The 18,966-nt window shown below is 56.7% G+C and carries 22 protein-coding genes, 2 pseudogenes and 1 riboswitch; of the genes and pseudogenes, 10 read left to right on the forward strand and 14 right to left on the reverse strand.

The genetic code is table 11. The features are described 5' to 3' along the window. Positions 1-759, reverse strand: a 759-nt coding sequence (gpJ, locus tag ACQY4M_RS12465) for a TipJ family phage tail tip protein (RefSeq protein WP_428544553.1), incomplete at its 3' end; no start/stop codon positions are given. Between the two features lie 151 nt (positions 760-910). Here gpJ and ACQY4M_RS12470 point away from each other — a divergent pair. Then, complete coding sequence (locus ACQY4M_RS12470) at positions 911-2,137, forward strand: IS256 family transposase (RefSeq protein ID WP_428539582.1); 1,227 nt, start codon at positions 911-913, stop codon at positions 2,135-2,137. Between the two features lie 318 nt (positions 2,138-2,455). On the opposite strand, the gene ACQY4M_RS12475 is transcribed toward ACQY4M_RS12470, so the two are convergent. From ACQY4M_RS12475 to ACQY4M_RS12485, 3 genes and pseudogenes are all read right to left on the reverse strand, one after another. Further along, positions 2,456-2,635 (reverse strand): hypothetical protein, encoded by a 180-nt coding sequence (locus ACQY4M_RS12475; protein WP_428544556.1) that lies wholly within the window; start codon positions 2,633-2,635, stop codon positions 2,456-2,458. Between the two features lie 65 nt (positions 2,636-2,700). Further along, positions 2,701-3,744 carry an IS5 family transposase gene (locus ACQY4M_RS12480; RefSeq protein ID WP_428539227.1) on the reverse strand — a complete coding sequence of 348 codons (1,044 nt, stop codon included), beginning with the start codon at positions 3,742-3,744 and terminating at the stop codon, positions 2,701-2,703. Positions 3,745-3,830: 86 nt separating this feature from the next. Next, positions 3,831-4,322: pseudogene (locus ACQY4M_RS12485) on the reverse strand (beta-1,6-N-acetylglucosaminyltransferase); the annotation flags it as partial. 43 nt (positions 4,323-4,365) lie between these two features. Between ACQY4M_RS12485 and ACQY4M_RS12490 the strand changes: the two are divergent. Continuing rightward, positions 4,366-5,022 carry an IS1595 family transposase gene (locus ACQY4M_RS12490; protein ID WP_428539609.1) on the forward strand — a complete coding sequence of 219 codons (657 nt, stop codon included), beginning with the start codon at positions 4,366-4,368 and terminating at the stop codon, positions 5,020-5,022. A 174-nt stretch (positions 5,023-5,196) separates the two neighbouring features. After that, entirely contained in the window at positions 5,197-6,021 is an 825-nt protein-coding gene (locus tag ACQY4M_RS12495; protein WP_428544559.1) for a sulfotransferase family protein, read from the forward strand. Here the strand turns inward: ACQY4M_RS12495 and ACQY4M_RS12500 are convergent. Together ACQY4M_RS12500 and nth are read right to left on the reverse strand one after the other, a co-directional pair. After that, on the reverse strand, positions 6,018-7,016 hold the full coding sequence (locus ACQY4M_RS12500; RefSeq protein ID WP_428544562.1) for an adenosine kinase: 999 nt from the start codon (positions 7,014-7,016) through the stop codon (positions 6,018-6,020). The genes ACQY4M_RS12495 and ACQY4M_RS12500 overlap by 4 nt on opposite strands. Then, entirely contained in the window at positions 7,013-7,657 is a 645-nt protein-coding gene (gene nth / locus ACQY4M_RS12505) for an endonuclease III (RefSeq protein WP_428544565.1), read from the reverse strand. Before nth ends, ACQY4M_RS12500 begins: the two co-directional genes overlap by 4 nt. A 78-nt stretch (positions 7,658-7,735) precedes the next feature. Here nth and ACQY4M_RS12510 point away from each other — a divergent pair. From ACQY4M_RS12510 to ACQY4M_RS12520, 3 genes and pseudogenes are all read left to right on the forward strand, one after another. Then, positions 7,736-8,335 (forward strand): annotated as a pseudogene (locus tag ACQY4M_RS12510) (helix-turn-helix domain-containing protein); the annotation flags it as partial. A 122-nt stretch (positions 8,336-8,457) separates the two neighbouring features. Continuing rightward, a complete protein-coding gene (locus ACQY4M_RS12515) occupies positions 8,458-9,114 on the forward strand; it encodes an OmpA family protein (RefSeq protein WP_428544568.1) in 657 nt (218 codons plus the stop codon). 108 nt (positions 9,115-9,222) lie between these two features. Continuing rightward, complete coding sequence (locus ACQY4M_RS12520) at positions 9,223-9,993, forward strand: FadR/GntR family transcriptional regulator (RefSeq protein WP_428544571.1); 771 nt, start codon at positions 9,223-9,225, stop codon at positions 9,991-9,993. A 43-nt stretch (positions 9,994-10,036) separates the two neighbouring features. On the opposite strand, the gene ACQY4M_RS12525 is transcribed toward ACQY4M_RS12520, so the two are convergent. The 6 genes from ACQY4M_RS12525 to ACQY4M_RS12550 form a co-directional block, all read right to left on the reverse strand. Continuing rightward, positions 10,037-10,918: a DMT family transporter gene (locus ACQY4M_RS12525; protein ID WP_428544574.1), complete on the reverse strand. Its 882-nt coding sequence runs from the start codon at positions 10,916-10,918 to the stop codon at positions 10,037-10,039. A gap of 79 nt (positions 10,919-10,997) precedes the next feature. Continuing rightward, a riboswitch (FMN riboswitch) is annotated at positions 10,998-11,143 on the reverse strand. A 162-nt stretch (positions 11,144-11,305) separates the two neighbouring features. After that, positions 11,306-11,860, reverse strand: a complete 555-nt coding sequence (locus ACQY4M_RS12530; RefSeq protein ID WP_428544577.1) for a F0F1 ATP synthase subunit B — start codon at positions 11,858-11,860, stop codon at positions 11,306-11,308. 4 nt (positions 11,861-11,864) lie between these two features. Next, the gene (locus ACQY4M_RS12535; protein WP_428544580.1) at positions 11,865-12,410 is read right to left on the reverse strand and encodes a F0F1 ATP synthase subunit B'; all 546 of its coding nucleotides are present in this window, start codon (positions 12,408-12,410) and stop codon (positions 11,865-11,867) included. A gap of 82 nt (positions 12,411-12,492) precedes the next feature. Beyond that, on the reverse strand, positions 12,493-12,729 hold the full coding sequence (locus ACQY4M_RS12540; RefSeq protein ID WP_118943969.1) for a F0F1 ATP synthase subunit C: 237 nt from the start codon (positions 12,727-12,729) through the stop codon (positions 12,493-12,495). A gap of 55 nt (positions 12,730-12,784) precedes the next feature. Continuing rightward, entirely contained in the window at positions 12,785-13,534 is a 750-nt protein-coding gene (locus ACQY4M_RS12545; RefSeq protein ID WP_428544584.1) for a F0F1 ATP synthase subunit A, read from the reverse strand. A 1-nt stretch (position 13,535) separates the two neighbouring features. Beyond that, entirely contained in the window at positions 13,536-13,865 is a 330-nt protein-coding gene (locus tag ACQY4M_RS12550) for an AtpZ/AtpI family protein (protein WP_428544587.1), read from the reverse strand. Between the two features lie 231 nt (positions 13,866-14,096). Here ACQY4M_RS12550 and ACQY4M_RS12555 point away from each other — a divergent pair, with 231 nt between their 5' ends. Then, a complete protein-coding gene (locus ACQY4M_RS12555) occupies positions 14,097-14,420 on the forward strand; it encodes an ArsR/SmtB family transcription factor (protein ID WP_428544590.1) in 324 nt (107 codons plus the stop codon). A gap of 206 nt (positions 14,421-14,626) precedes the next feature. Here ACQY4M_RS12555 and ACQY4M_RS12560 read toward each other — a convergent pair whose 3' ends face one another. Together ACQY4M_RS12560 and ACQY4M_RS12565 are read right to left on the reverse strand one after the other, a co-directional pair. Next, positions 14,627-15,511, reverse strand: a complete 885-nt coding sequence (locus ACQY4M_RS12560) for a DMT family transporter (protein WP_428544593.1) — start codon at positions 15,509-15,511, stop codon at positions 14,627-14,629. Then, a complete protein-coding gene (locus tag ACQY4M_RS12565; protein ID WP_428544596.1) occupies positions 15,508-16,389 on the reverse strand; it encodes a LysR family transcriptional regulator in 882 nt (293 codons plus the stop codon). The genes ACQY4M_RS12560 and ACQY4M_RS12565 overlap by 4 nt, the downstream gene beginning before the upstream one ends. Positions 16,390-16,653: 264 nt before the next feature. Between ACQY4M_RS12565 and ffh the strand changes: the two genes are divergently transcribed. The 3 genes from ffh (at position 16,654) to rpsP (ending at position 18,966) form a co-directional block, all read left to right on the forward strand. Beyond that, the gene (ffh, locus tag ACQY4M_RS12570; protein ID WP_428544599.1) at positions 16,654-18,150 is read left to right on the forward strand and encodes a signal recognition particle protein; all 1,497 of its coding nucleotides are present in this window, start codon (positions 16,654-16,656) and stop codon (positions 18,148-18,150) included. Between the two features lie 73 nt (positions 18,151-18,223). After that, the gene (locus ACQY4M_RS12575; RefSeq protein WP_428544602.1) at positions 18,224-18,520 is read left to right on the forward strand and encodes a chorismate mutase; all 297 of its coding nucleotides are present in this window, start codon (positions 18,224-18,226) and stop codon (positions 18,518-18,520) included. Positions 18,521-18,570: 50 nt separating this feature from the next. Continuing rightward, the gene (gene rpsP / locus ACQY4M_RS12580; RefSeq protein WP_428544605.1) at positions 18,571-18,966 is read left to right on the forward strand and encodes a 30S ribosomal protein S16; all 396 of its coding nucleotides are present in this window, start codon (positions 18,571-18,573) and stop codon (positions 18,964-18,966) included.

Below are 18,966 nucleotides of genomic sequence, written 5' to 3' on the forward strand. Positions count from 1 at the left end.
GGAAACCGGATAGGGATTTGATGGCCCCGTCAACGCCTGAATATAGGCTGTGGCAGGATTTCGGGACAGATTTATCATCCATTCCGTTCCATCCCAGTCCCGCGCATAACGCTGGACAAGCGCATTGAAATTATCCAGCGCTCCATTCAACTGATATGTGGCCCTGATACGCATGGCGACAAGGGCAACCGGTTTGTCAAAATTGACCGGATATTCCGGGCGGATCGACTGGATTGCCGACAGGTAGGATCGGGTCGAGGCATTTGAAGAGGTCGTTTCCGGTGTCATTCTGGTGACCTCGATCTGCCAGCGACCGCGCGCTGGCAGCTTCCATGTGTGTTGCCTGAAAAAACCGGACCTTTCACGAGCAGATATTTTCAGTGTTTCAACATCCTGCCAGACCGTCGCACCGACCGGACGCTGCCGGATTTTTATATCGACCGATGCCACATTCACTTTGCCAGAGTCATCCACCCAGAACAGTCCGCTTGGGAACGCCAGAATGACCGACGCCGTTTCGGTATCCACCGCAGTATAGCGCCGGATCGGGGTTTCAATCGGGGTGCCGCCGGGCACATATTCACCAGCAGCATCGCGCGGATAGGGGCGGGTCAACTCGATGCTGGTTGGATCCTCGAGCACCTGATTTGGATACAGTGTTATGGGTGTATCACCCTCCACGCCTTCGCGAACCTCGATATCGACATCCCTGTAATCGTCGATCAGGGTTTCTCCCAGTTTGAAATCGCTTAAGGACAAACGGCCATAGCCAAAGCAGAACAAGGCGCGGATATACTGCTGGTCTCCGACGGGTAGTGTCGCGAGTTTGGTGGAAATTCGAGGACGGCGTAATCTCCGGGTGCATCGAAGCCACCCAACCGGCGGCTGGAACCGCCAAGGAGATCACGCCATGACAAAGAATACAGCAACATCGACATCCGCGCTACTGGCCAATGAAGCAGGCTATGACCCGATTGAAGACCGGCTGCGCCAGAACATCCGCGCGACGATCGAGGCGGTTTTCGAAGAGGAGCTGGAGCAGTTTCTGGGCCGTTGCCGGTATGGCCGCAGCGGCGGGGCAAAGGCCGGATACCGCCACGGGCATCGCGAGCGGCAACTGGTCGGAACATTTGGAACCGAAACGGTGCGCGTGCCGCGTGCGCGGATCACAGGCGAGGCCGGCAAGGCCAGAGAATGGCGCTCGAAGGCATTGCCCCGCTACCAGCGGCTGACGAAGAAGGCCGAGGCGCTGATCGCTGCTGTCTACCTTTCGGGCACCAACACACGGCGGGTAAAACGCGCCCTGTTCGGCCTGTTTCAGGGGGCGGTCAGCAAGGATGTGGTGAGCCGCGCCTGGCGCAAGGTGAAGGTGGACTGGCAGGCGTGGTGCGCCCGCAGCCTTGCGGATGAAGACATCGTGCGGCTGATCCTGGACGGCACCGTGATCAAAACGCGGATTGACAGGAAGGCCACCAATATCTCGGTTCTGGCCGCGATTGGCGTGCGCCGGGATGGGCAGAAGGTCTTGTTATCACTGATGAACATGGGCGGCGAAAGCACCTCCGCCTGGCGTCAGTTCATCAACGATCTGGATGCGCGCGGGTTGAAACGGCCCGAATTTGTCATCGTGGACGGGGCACCGGGACTTGAGGTCGCTCTCATTGCCCTCTGGGGTGAAGATCTGCCGATCCAGAGGTGCACGGTGCACAAGCACCGCAACCTTCTGGCCAAGGCACCCAAGCGTATGCATGATGAGTTGACAGAAGATTACCGCGACATGATCTACGCCAAAACACCCGAGGAAATCGCCACCCGCCGCAAGGCATTTCTGCGAAAATGGCGGCTGAAATGCAAGGCCGTCGCTGACAGCTTGGAAGAAGCAGGAGATAAGCTTTTCACCTTCACGCGTCTGCCACAAGGCCAGTGGAAATCGGCCAGAACGACAAATGCGATCGAACGCCTGAACGAGGAATTCCGCCGCCGCATCAAGACCCAGACCGTGCTGCCATGCGCCGAGACCGTGCCGATGCTGCTTTGGGCTCTGATGGCCTCGGGGCAGATCGTCATGCGAAAGGTCGATGGCTGGGAAACGCTCGCTCAGCCCGTCGCCGACGCAACCCTTGACCAAGCCGCCTGACCGGCGCATAACTCAACCCGCTCGGAGGTGCCTGAAATCAATTTCCACCACTTTCGAGACACAACCTGTCATCATCTATAATCCTGATGGTACTGTTCGTTCGACGAATACACTGGGCGCTGTGGTGAATACCATTGCGGGCAAAGATGTTTATGTCATCGACACGGCAACATCGGGCACCTTCGACGGGCTCCATAAACTGGGGGCTGTTGCATTGGTTAGCAATGGTGCGGTGCTTAGTTTTGTATCCTTCGATGATGGCAGCCCTGTTACTGCGATCGAGGGCCCGGCAGATGGATTGACGTCCACCCAGATTGGTCAGGCCGGTGCCGGTGAATCATTGGAAACCACGGATGGCGGGGCGACGTATGTTACGCAAACATCGCCTAACAGTGGGACAGTGCCCTGCTTTGGGAACCTCTGTAAATTCCCGTTTTCGCCTTCTTCGCGGCGGGGTGGACGGTTTTTCGCCTGTCCCGCCTGATTGCTTCGGATCATAAACCCATTTTCACCGGTTTCAAGCCGGTTTTGGGTATTTCAGGCACACCTCACCCCATGAACCCTTATCCCGGCGCCGCCAGGCCGCATTCGAACTGGACGAAGCGCTTCATGTTGTAGACCAGGTTCATCATCCCGATGCGAAATCGCGCCCGCTTCAGGCCGATGGAGCGGATCAGCTTGCCGCCCATGGAGCGCTCCTGAAAAGCGAATACATGCTCGACCCGGACCCGCACTTTCGAGCGCCTCCGGTTGGCCTTTTGCTGGCGCTCGCCAAGCGGCTTGCCGCGCCTGCCCTTGTGATGGATATGGCTGTGAAGCCCCCGCTCTTCCAGCTCGCTTTCGATCTTTTGCGAGCGATAGGCGCTGTCGGCCCACAGGTCCGATGAGGTGTTGCTCGCATCAATCAGACCGGCAAGCGCCTGGCTGTCATGCACGGCGGCATCGGTGACATCATAAGCGCGGATGAATTTGTGCCGCCGGTCGACATTGATGTGGTTCTTGTAGCCGTAATAGCTCTTGCCGTGCTTCTTCGTCCAGCGCGCATCCACGTCCTTCTGGCGCTTCTTGTGGGGTTTTTCCTCCCACTCTTCAGGCGTTTCGCCCGCCTTGATTTTCTCGTTCTCGTCCCTTTTGTTGTGCTGGCGCGGCGCCGGAACGATGCTCGCATCAACAATCTGCCCGCCCATCGCCAGATAGCCCTTTTCGCGCAGAAAGGCATCGAACTTGTCAAACAGCTCCTTCATCTTCCCGGCCCCGGCCAGCCTTTCACGGTAGGCCCAGATGGTCTTGGCGTCAGGTACGCTGTCTTCAATGCCAAGGCCGAGAAACCGCATGAACGACAGGCGGTCGCGGATCTGATACTCGATCTGATCGTCAGAGAGGTTGTAGAGCTGCTGCAAAACCATCGTCTTGAATATCAGCACCTCATCCCAAGGCGGGCGGCCAGCGTTGGATTTGCGCTGTTCGGGCGGCGTGCGCCATATGGCCTTCAGCTCGTCCCGGTAATCCTCGAACGGCACCATGTCGTTGAGCAACACCAGCGGATCACCAGATTTGTCCAGTCCCGCGTATCGGCTGGAAAGATCAAAAAATCCCATCTGACCCATGACAAAACCCCGTCGGTCGAATCATTTTCATCCTGATGACGATTCTACCCCGTCAGGCCGGATTTTGGGGGATTTTTAGAGGTTCCCTGTAGTTTGAAAGAGCCATAAAACCGCTTTGGCTGGGTGCGTTCGTTAAAGAAATGGCGATAGATCAGGCGCTCTTCTTTCCAGCCGGTTTTGATCCAGTTGCTTTCGAAGTAATCAAAGCTTTCGATGTAGTCCACATCGTCATTGTCCAGAAAATCATGCACATAGCTGGCCGATTTGATCGGCATGCAATCCCCCGACAGCATGTAGAAATGCGTCGCCCGCGGGAATGCGTCAACCGCCGCTTCGACCGCGTTCAACGTGGCCTGCACCAGTGACCACGCCCCCCAGCCGCATTTGATCCGCTTCTTGGCAAAGGTCACATTGGGATTGTCGCCCAGCGCATCCTTGATCATTTCAAAGCTGGCCGGATTCGCACGCGCATCAAAGTGAATCGCCATGAAATCACCAGCCGCAGTTAACCGTTCGGCCTGCTTTATGATCGCATCCGGGTCTTTGTGACATAATAGAATAAAGGCAATTTTTGCCATGGGGCTGACCCAGATAACCTAAAAAGAGGTTATGATGGGAAGCATGAGAAAGAGTCGCCTGAGCCACTACAAGCAAGACCGTCTTACGGAGCATTTTGTTTCGGGATCGACAGCACGAACAGCAGCCAGTTTGTGTGGTGTAAACCGCAAGACCGCAGCGTTTTATTTTCTACGCCTGCGCGAGATAATCGCCTATGAGCTGGAGGCGGAAAGCCAAGCTATGTTCGGCGGAGAAATAGAAGTGGACGAAAGCTACTTTGGCGGCAAACGCAAAGGTAAACGCGGGCGTGGTGCGGCAGGTAAAATTCCCGTTTTTGGTATATTAAAAAGGGGTGGGAAGGTTTACACCAAGATCATCCCGGACGCCAAATCCGCCACTCTGATCCCGATCATAGAGCGCAAAGTCGTGCCGGATTCCATCGTCTATTCCGATTGTTGGCGCGGTTATAATGTGCTGGATGTGTCAGACTTCCACCACTTTCGCATCAACCATTCCAAGCTCTTTGCAGACCGTCACAACCACATCAATGGCATCGAGAATTTCTGGAACCAAGCCAAGCGCCACATGCGCCGATTTAACGGTGTCCCCAAGGCCCAATTTGGGCTATATTTGAAGGAATGCGAGTGGCGTTTCAACAACAGTGACCCTTCAGCTCAGTTATTGCAGCTAAGACAATGGGTTAAGCGTTACTTGAAGTAGTTATCTGGGTCAGCCCCTTTGCCATTTGTTGAACCGCAACCCCGAAAAACCGCTTATCATCCCTAAATAACGCGAATGGCCGTTGAATATACAGCGTTTATTTGCTTTTTTAGGCGCAATTGTCCTTGGGTCACATTTTGCGGCGCGACAAATAATTAAAGGCGAGTGAATATTATGGGTTTTCCCGGAGTCTGGATGACAGAAAGCGAAAGTGTCGTTTATCGTGTTGTCCCCAAATGTGCCTGCTCGACCATTGGGCAAATCATGTATTATTCCGACCACGGAGAATTCTTCGATGGCGACATCCATGACGCCAAAAGCAAAATCCACAAATGGGGGATCGAGGACAGCCAGCCGGTGATCGAGGCAAATGTGCTGAACCACAAATCCCCTGCCTTTACCTGTGTGCGCAACCCTTACGGGCGGATCCTCAGTTCGTTCTTTGACAAAATCTGTGGCATCCAGCGCAACGGTAAACGCTATCGCGGTAAACTGGTGCCGCTGCTGATCCAGAAATACGGGATCGAAGTGGGTGATCCGGAAACCGGGTTCGAGTTTGACCAGATCAAATCGTTCCGGCGTTTTTTGCTGTTTGCCCGCGACACCATCCGCTGGCGCAGTCCGATGGACCCCGACATCCACTGGTCGGCCATGTCGGGCCATGTCTCGACCTTCATCATGAACGGCGGGCAGTATGACCACATTTTCCCTGTCGAGACCTTCAATGACGGGATGCAAAAGGTGCTGGATTCAATCGAAACCCGACACCCCGTCAACCTGACCGAAATTCCGCGGTTCAATGAATCCGAAGGCCACGGCCCCAAACGCGCCCACCCGATTGCCGATTATTTCGACGATCTGTCGCTGCATCTGGTCTATGAAATCTACAAACGCGATTTCAACCTGTTCAAATACGATGTGCATGACCCGAACAACAAAATGCCCACCGGCGAAATTGATCTGGACGAAGTGCACGCAAAACTGGGGCCGAAGGGTTAGGAAATCAGCCCCTTGGCCTTGAACACCTCGGTCAAATCTACTTCGGTGCGTGCACCAATATGGCTGATCACCTCGGAGGCCGCGATGCAGCCCATGTTGCCGCTCGTTTCCAGATCATGGCCGTTCACCAGCCCCCACAGGAAAGCCCCCGCAAACAGATCACCCGCGCCGGTGGCATCCACAATGTCTGTCGGCACGGCCGGTGCGTGCCAGCGTTGCCCGCCTGACAGGATATGTGCGCCCTGATCGGAATCGGTACAGGCGACGATCTCGACCTCGGCGGCGGCCTGATCCAGTGCAGTGTTAAAATCCTCGGTTTGATACATCGACAGCATCTCGGCGCGGTTGCAGAACAACAAATCTACGTCCGACTTGATCATCTCGCGGAACGCATCGCGGTGGCGCTCAACGCAGAACGGATCCGACAAAGTCAAAGACACCTTGCCACCCGCCGCCTTGCAGGCCTTGTTCGCCTTGGCGAATGCCTCATGGCTGTCCGGCCCGTCAAAACGATATCCTTCCAGATAAATCCATTCCGCCTGGGCCATTTGGGTTTCGTCAATATCGGATGGCTCCAGAAATTCGGTCACACCCAGATAGGTGTTCATCGACCGCTCGCCACAGGGCGACACAATCACAATGCAGCGCCCCGTTTCCTGAACTGCGTCCTTGCCAGCAAAGACGGTTTCGTAATCCACCCCCTGCGAGCGCAGATCGTGGGCGAAAATCCCGCCCAACTGGTCATCCTTGACCTTGCCGACATAGGCCGTGCGCGCACCCAGATGGGCGGCGCCGGCGATCGTATTGGCGGCCGAACCACCGGAAATTTCAGTTGCGGGGCCGATTTTTCCATACAGCTCGACGGCACGTTCCATGTCGATCAACTGCATGATCCCTTTTTCAATGCCATTATCGGACAGGAAACTGTCCTCGGCATGGGCAAGCACATCCACCATCGCGTTACCGATGCCGACAATCTGGTATTTTTTGGTCATAAGGTCTTTTCCTCAAAGGGGCAGATATCACGAATTATACAATTGGCACACACAGGTTTGCGTGCCTTGCACACATAGCGGCCATGCAGGATCAGCCAGTGGTGCGCGTGTAGCTGATACTCGGCAGGGATGTTGTCTTCAATAGCGCGTTCCACCGCATCCACATCTTTTCCGGGCGCAATGCCGGTGCGATTGCCAAGCCGGAAAATATGGGTGTCCACCGCCTGCGTTGGCATATGGAACCACATGTTCAAAACCACATTGGCAGTTTTTCGACCCACCCCCGGCAGGCTCATCAATGCCGCGCGGGAACTTGGCACTTCGCCATCGAATTCATCAACCAGAAGCTGGCTCATCTTGATAACGTTCTTGGCCTTTTGCCGAAACAGCCCGATGGTTTTGATATATTCGATCAGACCATCCAACCCCAGCGCCAGCATCTTTTGCGGCGTATCCGCGATCTTGAACAAATCACGCGTGGCTTTGTTCACACCCGCATCCGTTGCCTGCGCCGAAAGGGCCACCGCAACGGTCAGTGTATAGGCATTGGTGTGGTGCAATTCACCTTTGGGTTCCGGCTCCAGTTCATGGAACCGGCGGAACACTTCCTTGATGGTCAGGTATTTCATCTGTTTTGCCATGCCGACGGTATGCCCTCTGTTAAAGGGATGCGCAAGAAACGGATCGACCTACGCGCCGTGATGCGCCATCTTTGCATCATGGAAAACGATTACCACTACGGCGTGATCAAACGCGCCATTGAAACCATTGATGCCGCAGGCGGGCGCAACCTGTCGCTGGAACAGTTGGCCGGCGAATTGCAAATGAGCCCCGCCCACTTCCAACGCGTCTTTTCCCGCTGGGTCGGCACGTCCCCCAAACGCCTGCAACAATATCTGACGCTGGGCTATGCCAAAACCCTGCTGCATGACCATTTCACCACCCTGCAAGCGGCCGATACCGTCGGCCTGTCCGGCAGCAGCCGCCTGCACGATCTGTTCCTGCGATGGGAGGCGATGAGCCCCGGTGAATTTGCCCGCAGGGGCGACGGGTTGGCCATCCGCTATGGCTGGTTCGACAGCCCCTTTGGCGAAGCGCTGGCAATGGGCACAGGCAAGGGATTGTGCGGACTGGCCTTTGTTGCCGAAACGGGGCGCGATGCGGCGATGGTGGATATGCAATCACGCTGGCCCAAAGCCACGTTCATTCAGGATGCAGCACCGCTGGCCGTGTGGGTCAATTCCGCCTTCGGGCAATCGGGGCAGGCCAACCTGCACCTGATCGGCGCCCCGTTCCAGATCAAGGTATGGGAAGGGATACGATCGGAATCCGCCTGATTTGGCGGTTTCTGGCCTATTCCGGTGGTTGATATTCGATAACAACGCCCAATATAGTATGTGTGACCCGTCAAAGAACGGCAATATTGAGTGAGGCAGATACCATGAAATTCAAAACACCTGTAATTCTACTGGCCGCGGGCAGCTTTGCCTTGGCTGGCTGTATGGATCCCGGTCCCGAACCCAAAAACGGCAACACACGCGCCCAGAACGGTGCGTTGATTGGCGCAGGTCTGGGTGCCCTGTTGGGCGCCACCCGCGAAAGCGGCAATGATCGCGTCAAAAACGCGGTTGTGGGGGCCGCCATTGGCGCCGGCGTCGGGGCCATCATCGGCAACGAGCTGGACAAGCAAGCCGAAGAACTGCGCGGTTCCATGAGCGGCGATGTCAAAATCGTAAACGCTGGCGACCGCTTGATCGTGACCATGCCGCAGGATATCCTGTTTGATGTGGACAGCACCTATGTGCGCCCCGATCTGCGCAGCGACCTTGGCAAGCTGGCGGCAAGCCTGCAGAAATACCCGAACTCTACGGTTGATGTTTTCGGTCACACCGACGACACCGGCGCGGCATCCTATAACCAGAACCTGTCAACCCGTCGCGCCCGCGCGGTTGCATCTGTATTGATCAATTCGGGTGTGGCACAGTCGCGGGTACGCGCAATCGGTCGAGGCGAAGATGAACCAATCGCAACAAATCTGACACCAGAAGGCCGCCATCAGAACCGGCGCGTAGAAATCGTGATCCGTCCGGTTCGCTAACCCGCGATTCCTGAAAATTAATCAAAGGCCAGACCATTGCGTCTGGCCTTTTTTGTTGTCCTTGCTGTATTGCAATCATATGCTTAACCAGTTTTCAAAGGATGCCGTATGCCCTTTCAACCTGTCCAGTCCGAGAAGCTGTCCCAATCCGTGGTGCGCCAGATTGAACAGCTGATCCTGCGCGGAATCCTGCGCCCTGGCGAACGCTTGCCATCAGAACGCGAACTTAGTGACAAGATGGGTGTTTCCCGCCCGTCCCTGCGCGAAGCCGTTGCAGATCTGCAAACCCGTGGACTTCTGGAAAGCCGTGCGGGCGCGGGCATTTTTGTATCGGACGCCTTGGGCAGCACCTTCCCACCAGCACTTTCGCAACTGTTCGCCACCCATGACGAAGCGGTGTTCGACTACCTCGATTTTCGCCGCGATATGGAAGGGCTGGCGGGTGAGCGCGCCGCGCGCCTTGGATCAGACACCGATTTACAGGTGATCAACCAGATCTTCCTGAAAATGGAGGCTGCCCACCCCAAACGCAATTCAGCCGAAGAGGCCGCTCTGGACGCCGAATTCCATCTGGCGATTGTCGAGGCCAGCCACAACGTGATCATGCTGCATATGATGCGTTCCATGTTCGATCTGCTGCGCGAAGGGGTGTTTTATAACCGCAAGGTGATGTTCAAGCAGCGCACCACCCGCAGCGCCCTGCTGGACCAGCACCGTGCCATCAACGACGCATTGCAGGCCCGCGACCCGGCAGGCACCCGTGCCGCAATCGAGGCGCATCTGGACTACGTTGGCGCCGCCCTGAGCGATCAGCAAAAGGCCGACCATAACGAAGCCGTTGCGCGCCTGCGCCTGCAACAGGAACAGACGCGCGGGTAGGATGCCTGCGGCGCAGGTATTTTGGGCAAGAAGAAGGAGAGGGTTATCCCCTTGCTTCGCGGCCCAACAGATAGAGAGATGCGCCGACGATCAGGAAGGTGCCGATCCACATGGCACCAGCGGGCAAGAAGCCGAACACAGCCCAGCCCAGCAGCACATTGAACGGCAGTTTTACATGGTCGAACGGTTGCAGATAGGCGGCATCGGCCACACTGTAGGCTTTGACCAGAACATAATTGGCAGCCGCCGTTAAAACCCCCGTTACCACGATCAGCAACATCGAATCCGGGGTGGTAAGGACAAAGCCGCTTTTCGCCGCCAGCACCGCGTTAATCGGGGTAAGTAGCAACAGCAGATACAAGGTCAGCGAATCCGGTGTTTCCGTGCGGGTCAGAACCTTGGTGACAAGTGATGACATCGCCCAAAGTAACGACGCCCCCACCGGCAGCATTGCAGCCCAGCTAAAAGCATCCGACCACGGCGACAGGATGATCATGCCACCGATGAAACCGACAAACACGGCCGCCCAACGCTCCACCCCGACGCTTTCGCCCAGCATCAGCCGCGCGCCGATGGTGACAAAGAATGGCGAGGTCATGATCAGCGCAATCGCCTGCCAGATCGGCACATAGGCCAGCCCCGAAACCCACATCTGCACACCGGCCGCCGCCAGCACCACGCGGAAAATATGCATCGGCCAGCGTTTGGAAAACACGCCGCTGCGAAAGCGCATCACAACCCACGGAAAGCTAAACATCAGGGCAATGGCATATTGCCAAAAGGCAACCGTGGTCGGTGCCTGCCCCTGTTGCATGGTCAGCATCTGCACCAGTGTATTATCGATAGCAAACAACAGGCCCGCCGTCATCATCCAGACGGCCCCCGTAACGGCCGTGCTGCGGCCTGTGGTCAGTGTATGAGTCATGGCGTCGTCCCTTTCCCTTTGCGCACAAGACCCAAGGCAAAACAGGACATTACGGGCGCGCACAGCGGCACGGCCCAAATCCCGCTCTCTTCCATCCGGACTTTAACCGTCGGCTCCGGAGTCTCACCGGATCTGCTGACCCCCCTTTTGATCGGGGGCGCTCGCGGGCTTTCACATCAGTGATTTACCGCCGGTGGGGAATTTCACCCCGCCCTGAGAACATACCGCCCGATGAAGGGCAGCAAGGTTTGGGTAATAGAAAAGGATTGGCGAGGCAAGTTGTTAGAAAACAAAAAAACCCGACCACAAAGGGCCGGGTTTTCAAATCACATAGTAGGGTGGGCGGTTCTGTGGCCTTGGCCACAGGTTCGCCCACCGCTTGTCAAATCAATGCAGCTTCGCAGCCACATCCTTGATGGCGTCCTCGATCAGCGTATTGCCGTCTGCTGCTGTCAGCTTCTTGGCAATCACATCTTCTGCCGCCGCAACTGCAACCGCAATCGCGCTGTCACGCACTTCTTTCACGGCCGAGGCCTGTGCCGAGGTGATCTGCTCGTCCGCAGCCGCCAGACGGCGCGCGATCGAGGCTTTCAGGTCTTCCTTGGCTTGTGTTGCCGCAATCTCGGCTTCGGCCTTGGCGGCTTCGACGATGCGGTCGGCCTGTTCCTGCACTTCTTTTTGCTTGCGCTCATAAGATGCAAGGATCGTCTGCGCTTCTTCGCGCAGGGCTTTAGCTTCGTCCAGATCCGATTTGATGCCTTCGGCCCGCTTATCCAGCATCCCGCCAATCAGACCGGGCACCTTCAAATAGGCAACCAGCGCCAGAAACAGGATAAACCCGATCAGAACAACGAATTCCGGGTTGCGCAGGCTAAAGAACGGGCCTTCGGCAGCAAGTGCCGGTGATGCGACAAGGGCAAATAGAACTGTAAGTTTTTTCATGTCCCTACCCTTTCATCCGTGCAGTAACCGCAGCGGTCACCGATTTAGCGTCGGCTTTGATGCCCATAGAGGCCACAATCTCTTTTGCGGTATCGGCAGCCACCTTTTTCACGCTAGCAACCGAGCCTTTCCGGATTTCGGCAATCGCGGTTTCTGCCTCGGCAGATTTGGCGGCGATTTCGGCGTCGGCCTTGCTGATCGCAATGTCCAGCTCGGCTTGAATTTCGGCCTTGGCTTCGGCGGCAATCTTTTGCGATTCAGCCCGCGCATCGGCCAGCGCCTTGTTATAGGCTTTTTCGGCTTCAACAGCCTGTTGCTTCAGCTCTTCTGCTGCGGCAAGGTCATTCGTAATCGTCCCTTGGCGTTCGGACAGAACCGAACCTACACGCGGCAGAACCACCCGCGACAGGACGAGGTAGATCACGACCAGCGTGACCAGCAACCAGAATATCTGGTTGGGAAAGGTGCTGAAGTCCAGCTGCGGCATACCCGAGGCTTCGGCCCCGTGCTCCGCCATTTGGCCAACGGCTTCTGTAGCGTCTGTTGCCATGTCGTCGTCCTCCTAGGAACCTTTGTTTACATCGGTGCGCCCGCATCGGGACGCACCGACCGTAAGGATTGGTTCTTTAGGCTTAAACAGCAAACATCAGCAGCAGTGCAACGAGGAACGAGAAAATCCCGAAAGCCTCGGCAAATGCGATGCCGATGAAAAGCATAGCTGTCTGGCCGCCAGCGGCCGAAGGGTTGCGCAGGGCGCCGGACAAAAAGTTGCCCACGATCGAGCCAACACCGATAGCAGCGCCGCCCATACCGATTGTGGCCAGACCTGCACCGATGAATTTACCCATTTCTACGATATCGCCTTCCATAGTGTATTCTCCTTACGTTGGAATTTGGCTTGTAATTAGTGAATTGTCGGGCTGACTAGTGGCTGGGATGCAACGCATCCTTTAGATAGACACAAGTCAGAATAGTGAACACATAGGCCTGAATGAAGGCCACCAGCACATCCATGCCGAACATCGCAACGATGCCGACCATCGCCAGCGGGGCAATCAGGATCGCGCCTGCAAAGGTCGCGAAAACCTCGATCACGGCGTGACCCGCCATGACGTTGCCGGCCAAACGAATGGAATGGCTGACAGGGCGTACGAAATAGGAAATGATCTCGATCACGGCCAGCACGGGGCGCAGCGGCAACGGGGCTGCAGAGACCCAGAACAGACCAAGGAATTTCATGCCGTGCAGGTAGAACCCCAAAAGCGTGACGGAAACGAACACCAAAATCGCCAGAACAACGGTGACCGCGATTTGGGACGTGGTTGAAAAGCTCATCGGGATCAGGCCCAGAAAGTTCGAGAACACGATAAAGATAAACAGCGTCATAATATAGGGAAAGTATTTCAGCGCCTCTTTACCGGCCACATCCTCGACCATCGAATGAACAAAACCATAGGCCAGCTCGGCAACCGACTGTGTGCGGCTGGGGACAATCGCGCGTTTGCGTGTGCCCAGAACCAGCAGGCCGATGATGGCCAGAACAGCAAGGGCCATCCACAAGGTAACATTCGTGGGCGTATACCAGTGAATTGTGTCGCCACCGAACAGCGGCTCCACAGTAAACTGCTCCATCGGATGAAATTGCATGCCCTCGGCTTGTTCTTCAGCTGCCATGTCACTTTCCCTCGTCCATCCCGGCGTCATCCGCCGCGTTTTCTTCCTGTAGCTCTTTGGCAGTTTTTAACATCACGTTGATACCCGCCGCGAACCCTAACAATGTAAACGGCACCAGAAACCACGGCATCGTGCCAAACAGCACATCCAGCCCGTATCCAATGCCAACGCCGATACCGATACCGACAGTTAGCTCGACGATCATCCGCCACGCATGTTGCGCTTGGGATATCTTCGATACTTCCTTGGGCTCCGGCTCTTGCGCTTTCTTGGCCGCTTCAATCCGCTGCTCCAGCTCACTCAGCCGGTTTGGATCAGGTGCGTCAGACATGGCAAAAAGGCCCCCTCGGACAGTTGGGCGGAACCTAGGCAGCAGGGGGGCATGAGTCAAGCGCCAAGGAGTATGCTTCACTAAACTCCAGCCAATTGTAATAAAACAATATTTCCAATACCGTGACAGAACGGCAATCCTGAATTTTCATGGATTAACCAGAATCCGCACCAAAGCTGTTATTCAACCAAATGGTTGACGATTACCCCGCCTTGCGCATACCCATCGGGCATGAGCACAACTCTGGACACCACCTTTGCCGCCCTCAGCGACCCGACCCGCCGCGCCATCCTTGCGATGCTGCTCGAGGACGACATGGCCGTCACGGATGTGGCGGAACCGTTTGCAATGTCGCTGGCCGCCATTTCCAAACACCTGACCATCCTGACCCGCGCCGGACTGATCAGCCAGGAAAAACGCGGCCGGGTGAAATGGTGCAAACTGGAACCCGACGCCCTGCGCGATGCAACGATCTGGATGCAGGGGTTCGGGCAATTCGAAGCGGTCAATCTGGACGCTTTCGAACGGTTTCTAAAGGAAGAACTGGACGGATAGATCGCCCCAAAAAGATTCAATGCCTCCGGCGGGGATATTTGGGCGAAAAAGAAACACCAGATAAATGCGCCCCGCTGTACGTCAATACACCGGGGCGGCTTCTCTTTCGGCGGTCATCGGCGTCCCCGCCTGTACCGCAAACCGATCCAAGAACAATTTTATTAAAATTTGGTTTCTTTTTCGCCCAAATATCCCCGCCGGAGGCCTTAAAGTTCTTCATCCTTCAGCAGCAACCACAATGCAACGATGGTAAGGCCCACCCCGACCAGTATCAGCCCACCCGGTGCGCCGTTCCCCAGCACGATTTCCCACAGGATCACCCAGCTGGGCGTCAGATAGGTATAGGCCATCACCTTGGCCGAGGGCAGGCGCAATACGGCATATTGCAGCAAGACAAAGGTGATCGAACTGGCCGCAATCGAAATATAGGCCAGCGTGATCCACACAATCCCCGGCAGAGCAGCCCAGTCGGTCGCCCACAGATCGCGCCAGCCATAGGCCAGCAGGACAAAGAACCCCGCCACCATCATGCCGAAACTGAACACCACCGGCGCCTCGCCGCGATTCAGTTTGCGCACCAGCGGGGTATAGATCGCATGGGCCACGCAGCCCCAGAAATAGATCACTTCCCCCGTGCCGATCCGGAATCGCAGCAACGCCGCCAGATCGGCGCGGAAAATCACCCACAGCGCGCCCGCTGCCCCGATCGCCAGCGCCAGCGCCATCCGGCGCGTCATGATCTGGCGCAGCAGCAAATAACCGAACCCCGCCGACATCAGCGGAATCAGCGTGAACACCGCCGAGGTGCTGACCGGATCAGCCGTTTTCAGCCCCTCGAACATCAGCACGAAATAGATGGCAAACAGCCCGCCCAGCAGCAGGTACCGCCATGGCGCATCAATATCGCTGCGCTTGAATCCTGTGGTCAGCGATGCCACCGTGCCAATCACCACCGAGGCAATCAAAAACCGCACCACATTCAGCGCCGCCGGAGCGATTTCATTTGCCGCCATATGGCCCAGGCTGAACGATCCGGCCACCAGCACCGAAAACAGCAGCATCGCCAGATGCCCGCGCATTTGGTTGCTCATGCACCGGCCTCGATTGCCATTTCTGCTTTCAGGAATTTCAGGAATGTTTGCACCTTGGCGGTGCGGTGCAAATCCACATGCGTGACCAGCCACAGCGGCGAGGCCCACTCGGCCCGTGACGGCAATATCTTCACCAGCCCGCTGTGGCTGTCGGCCATCCGTTCCGTCATGAACCCCAGCCCCGCACCCGCCAGAATGGCCTGTTGCAGACTGCGGTCATCGGCCACGCGGAACGTCACCTGTTCGGACGGGATGTTGTCCTTTAACCACTGATGATAGGGCGCGCGGGTGTGTGGCTCGTCATAGCTGACAAAGCGGTGTGACCCCAGATCACCTTCGCCCTTGGGCATGCCGTTCACCGCGATGTAATCTTCCGAGCCATAGAGCGCGATACATTCGGTCGAAAACTTCTGCACTACATTGTCGGGCTGATCCGGGGGCGATCCGGCGCGAATGGCCACATGGGCCTCGCCATACTCCAGCCGGAACAGCCGCGATCCGGTCAGATAGCGCACGGTAACTTCGGGATGCTTGCGCTGAAACCGCACCAGAACTGGCGTCATGACGTGCGAAAAACTGGCAAGCGATGTCACCACCAGATCCCCCGTCACAGTATCGCCCTGTCCCTTGATCCGTCCGGCAAGCTGTGAAAACTGGTCATCCGTCGCCTGCGCCACCCGCAACAGATCAGCCCCTGCTTCGGTCGGGGTATAACCACGCGCATGCCGCTGGAACAGTTTGGTCCCCATCTGGGTTTCCAGCGCATCAATATGCCGGATCACCGTAGCATGATGCACACCCAGTTCCTGTGCCGCCCCGCTAACCGTTCCGGCACGGGCAACATGATAGGCGGTGCGTATTTCGTCCCAACTGTCCATAATCGACCCTTTTGTGCATATTCGAGCAACCCACAGCACTTTCGGTCTGTTGGTTCGAATTTGCAATAGGGATTAGGGCCTGTTGACTCTGGCGCCTTCCCGCCGTAAATCCCCCCTGTATCCGGAAGTCCGTCAAAGCTTCCGGTCCCCGCGAAAGCGGGGATCGCCCCCCGTCAGCGAGGTTTCGCCCACGGGGGTGATTGGCATTTGGGCGTTCCATCCTACATGATGGGGCATATGGTTAACGGCACAGGAGCCTTTAAGATGTTTGAAAATCTATCCGAACGCCTTGGTGGTGTCTTTGACCGGCTGACCAAACAGGGCGCCCTGTCCGAGGACGATATCAAAACCGCGCTTCGCGAGGTCCGCGTGGCCCTGCTTGAGGCGGACGTTTCCCTGCCCGTTGCCCGCGATTTCATCAAGGCGATTGCCGACAAGGCCGCAGGCCAGTCGGTGACCAAATCCATCACCCCCGGCCAGCAGGTCGTGAAAATTGTCCATGACGAACTGGTGCATGTGCTGGCGGGTGACAACGACAACGCCGGCGAGTTGAAGATTGATAACGCGCCAGCACCAATTCTGATGGTCGGTTTGCAAGGCTCGGGTAAAACCACAACCACCGCCAAGCTGGCCAAACGGCTGAAAGAAAAGAACGGCAAACGGGTGCTGATGGCGTCACTCGACGTGCAGCGCCCCGCAGCCCAGGAACAGTTGGCTGTGCTGGGCACACAAATCGGCGTCGATACCCTGCCGATCGTCAAAGGCCAATCCGCCGTCGACATCGCCAAACGCGCCAAACAGCAGGCGACTATGGGCGGCTATGACGTCTATATGCTGGACACTGCCGGTCGCCTTCACATCGACGAAGTGTTGATGGACGAAGTGCAATCCGTGCGCGACATCGCCAATCCCCGCGAAACCCTGCTGGTGGTCGATGGCCTGACCGGTCAGGACGCCGTGAACGTGGCCGAGGAATTCGACAACAAGGTCGGCGTCTCGGGCGTGGTCCTGACCCGTATGGACGGCGACGGTCGCGGTGGCGCGGCGCTGTCGATGCGCGCGGTCACCGGCAAGCCGATCAAATTTGTCGGCCTTGGCGAAAAGATGGATGCGCTTGAGGAATTCCACCCCGAACGTGTGGCGGGCCGGATCCTTGGCATGGGCGATATCGTGTCGCTGGTCGAAAAGGCACAGGAAACCATCGAGGCCGAACAGGCCGAACGGATGATGCGCCGGTTCCAGAAGGGTCAGTTCAATATGAACGACCTGAAACAGCAACTGGAACAGATGCTGAAGATGGGCGGCATGGAAGGCATCATGGGCATGATGCCCGGCATGGGTAAAATGAAGAAACAGGTGGAAGATGCCGGTTTTGACGACAGCATCCTGAAACGCCAGATCGCGCTGATCCAGTCGATGACCAAACGCGAACGCGCCAATCCGAAACTGTTGCAGGCCTCGCGCAAGAAACGCATCGCCAAAGGTGCAGGTCTGGAAGTGTCCGAGCTGAACAAACTGATGAAGATGCACCGCCAGATGGCCGACATGATGAAGAAGATGGGTAAAATGGGCAAAGGCGGCATGCTGAAAAAGGCTATGGGCGGGATGTTTGGCAAAGGCGGCCATGGCATGGCTGGCGAATTGCAGAACATGGACCCCAAGGCAATGGAAGCCGCAGCCAAACAGATGGGCGGTAAACTGCCCGGTCTGGGTGGTGGTGCGCTACCGCCGGGGCTGTCAGGGTTTGGGAAGAAGAAATGATGACCTGCACAATTTGCCATACGCAAGCCATACGCCAGTCAGACGCGAGCCAGACCGCTGGAAAGGGGGCAAAATGACTGATCCCGTCACCCGCGCCGCTGAACTGTTAAAAGACCACCGCGAGAGCATCGACCGGCTGGATTCGATCCTTGTCTATACCCTGGCCGAACGGTTCAGCCACACGCAGGCCGTGGGCAAGCTAAAGGCCGAACATGACCTGCCCGCGTCCGATCCGGCGCGCGAGGCACAGCAAATCGCACGACTCGAGGAACTGGCCGAAAAGGCCAACCTCGACCCGAAATTCGCCACGAAATTCCTGAATTTCATCATTCAGGAAGTCATCCAACATCACAACCAACACAAAACCTAATGTAGGGCGGGGTTCACCCCGCCACCCAGCCAAAATAGGAGAAACTACTCATGGCTATGAAAATTCGTCTCGCACGCGGCGGTTCCAAGAAACGTCCTTTTTATCGCATCGTTGCGGCTGACAGCCGTATGCCCCGCGATGGCCGTTACATCGAAAAACTGGGCACATACAACCCGCTGCTGCCCAAAGATTCCGAAGAGCGCGTGAAAATGGATATGGAGCGCGTGAAATACTGGTTGTCTGAAGGCGCACAACCGACCGACCGCATATCGCGTTTTCTGGAAGCTGCCGGCGTTCTGGAAAAGAAAACCCGCAACAACCCCAACAAAGGCAAGCCCGGCGACAAAGCTGTTGCCCGCGCCGAAGAAAAGGCTGAAAAGGCGGCTGCACCTGCAGAAGAAGCACCCGCAGAAGAAGCCGCACCCGAGGAAAATGCTGCTGAGTAA

Source organism: Profundibacter sp. (assembly GCF_965277155.1).
Classification (GTDB): Bacteria; Pseudomonadota; Alphaproteobacteria; order Rhodobacterales; family Rhodobacteraceae; genus Profundibacter.

Bases quoted from the DNA above. Each gene is read 5' to 3' on its own strand.
- ACQY4M_RS12550 (WP_428544587.1), bottom strand. From the start codon at position 13,865: ATGTCTGACGCACCTGATCCAAACCGGCTGAGTGAGCTGGAGCAGCGG.
- ACQY4M_RS12565 (WP_428544596.1), bottom strand. From the start codon at position 16,389: ATGGACAGTTGGGACGAAATACGCACCGCCTATCATGTTGCCCGTGCC.
- ACQY4M_RS12480 (WP_428539227.1), bottom strand. From the start codon at position 3,744: ATGGGTCAGATGGGATTTTTTGATCTTTCCAGCCGATACGCGGGACTG.
- ffh (WP_428544599.1), top strand. From the start codon at position 16,654: ATGTTTGAAAATCTATCCGAACGCCTTGGTGGTGTCTTTGACCGGCTG.
- ACQY4M_RS12560 (WP_428544593.1), bottom strand. From the start codon at position 15,511: ATGAGCAACCAAATGCGCGGGCATCTGGCGATGCTGCTGTTTTCGGTG.
- ACQY4M_RS12500 (WP_428544562.1), bottom strand. From the start codon at position 7,016: ATGACCAAAAAATACCAGATTGTCGGCATCGGTAACGCGATGGTGGAT.
- ACQY4M_RS12495 (WP_428544559.1), top strand. From the start codon at position 5,197: ATGGGTTTTCCCGGAGTCTGGATGACAGAAAGCGAAAGTGTCGTTTAT.
- ACQY4M_RS12515 (WP_428544568.1), top strand. From the start codon at position 8,458: ATGAAATTCAAAACACCTGTAATTCTACTGGCCGCGGGCAGCTTTGCC.
- ACQY4M_RS12525 (WP_428544574.1), bottom strand. From the start codon at position 10,918: ATGACTCATACACTGACCACAGGCCGCAGCACGGCCGTTACGGGGGCC.
- ACQY4M_RS12535 (WP_428544580.1), bottom strand. From the start codon at position 12,410: ATGGCAACAGACGCTACAGAAGCCGTTGGCCAAATGGCGGAGCACGGG.
- ACQY4M_RS12540 (WP_118943969.1), bottom strand. From the start codon at position 12,729: ATGGAAGGCGATATCGTAGAAATGGGTAAATTCATCGGTGCAGGTCTG.
- ACQY4M_RS12545 (WP_428544584.1), bottom strand. From the start codon at position 13,534: ATGGCAGCTGAAGAACAAGCCGAGGGCATGCAATTTCATCCGATGGAG.
- ACQY4M_RS12470 (WP_428539582.1), top strand. From the start codon at position 911: ATGACAAAGAATACAGCAACATCGACATCCGCGCTACTGGCCAATGAA.
- rpsP (WP_428544605.1), top strand. From the start codon at position 18,571: ATGGCTATGAAAATTCGTCTCGCACGCGGCGGTTCCAAGAAACGTCCT.
- ACQY4M_RS12575 (WP_428544602.1), top strand. From the start codon at position 18,224: ATGACTGATCCCGTCACCCGCGCCGCTGAACTGTTAAAAGACCACCGC.
- ACQY4M_RS12530 (WP_428544577.1), bottom strand. From the start codon at position 11,860: ATGAAAAAACTTACAGTTCTATTTGCCCTTGTCGCATCACCGGCACTT.
- ACQY4M_RS12555 (WP_428544590.1), top strand. From the start codon at position 14,097: ATGAGCACAACTCTGGACACCACCTTTGCCGCCCTCAGCGACCCGACC.
- ACQY4M_RS12520 (WP_428544571.1), top strand. From the start codon at position 9,223: ATGCCCTTTCAACCTGTCCAGTCCGAGAAGCTGTCCCAATCCGTGGTG.
- nth (WP_428544565.1), bottom strand. From the start codon at position 7,657: ATGGCAAAACAGATGAAATACCTGACCATCAAGGAAGTGTTCCGCCGG.
- ACQY4M_RS12490 (WP_428539609.1), top strand. From the start codon at position 4,366: ATGAGAAAGAGTCGCCTGAGCCACTACAAGCAAGACCGTCTTACGGAG.
- ACQY4M_RS12475 (WP_428544556.1), bottom strand. From the start codon at position 2,635: ATGATCCGAAGCAATCAGGCGGGACAGGCGAAAAACCGTCCACCCCGC.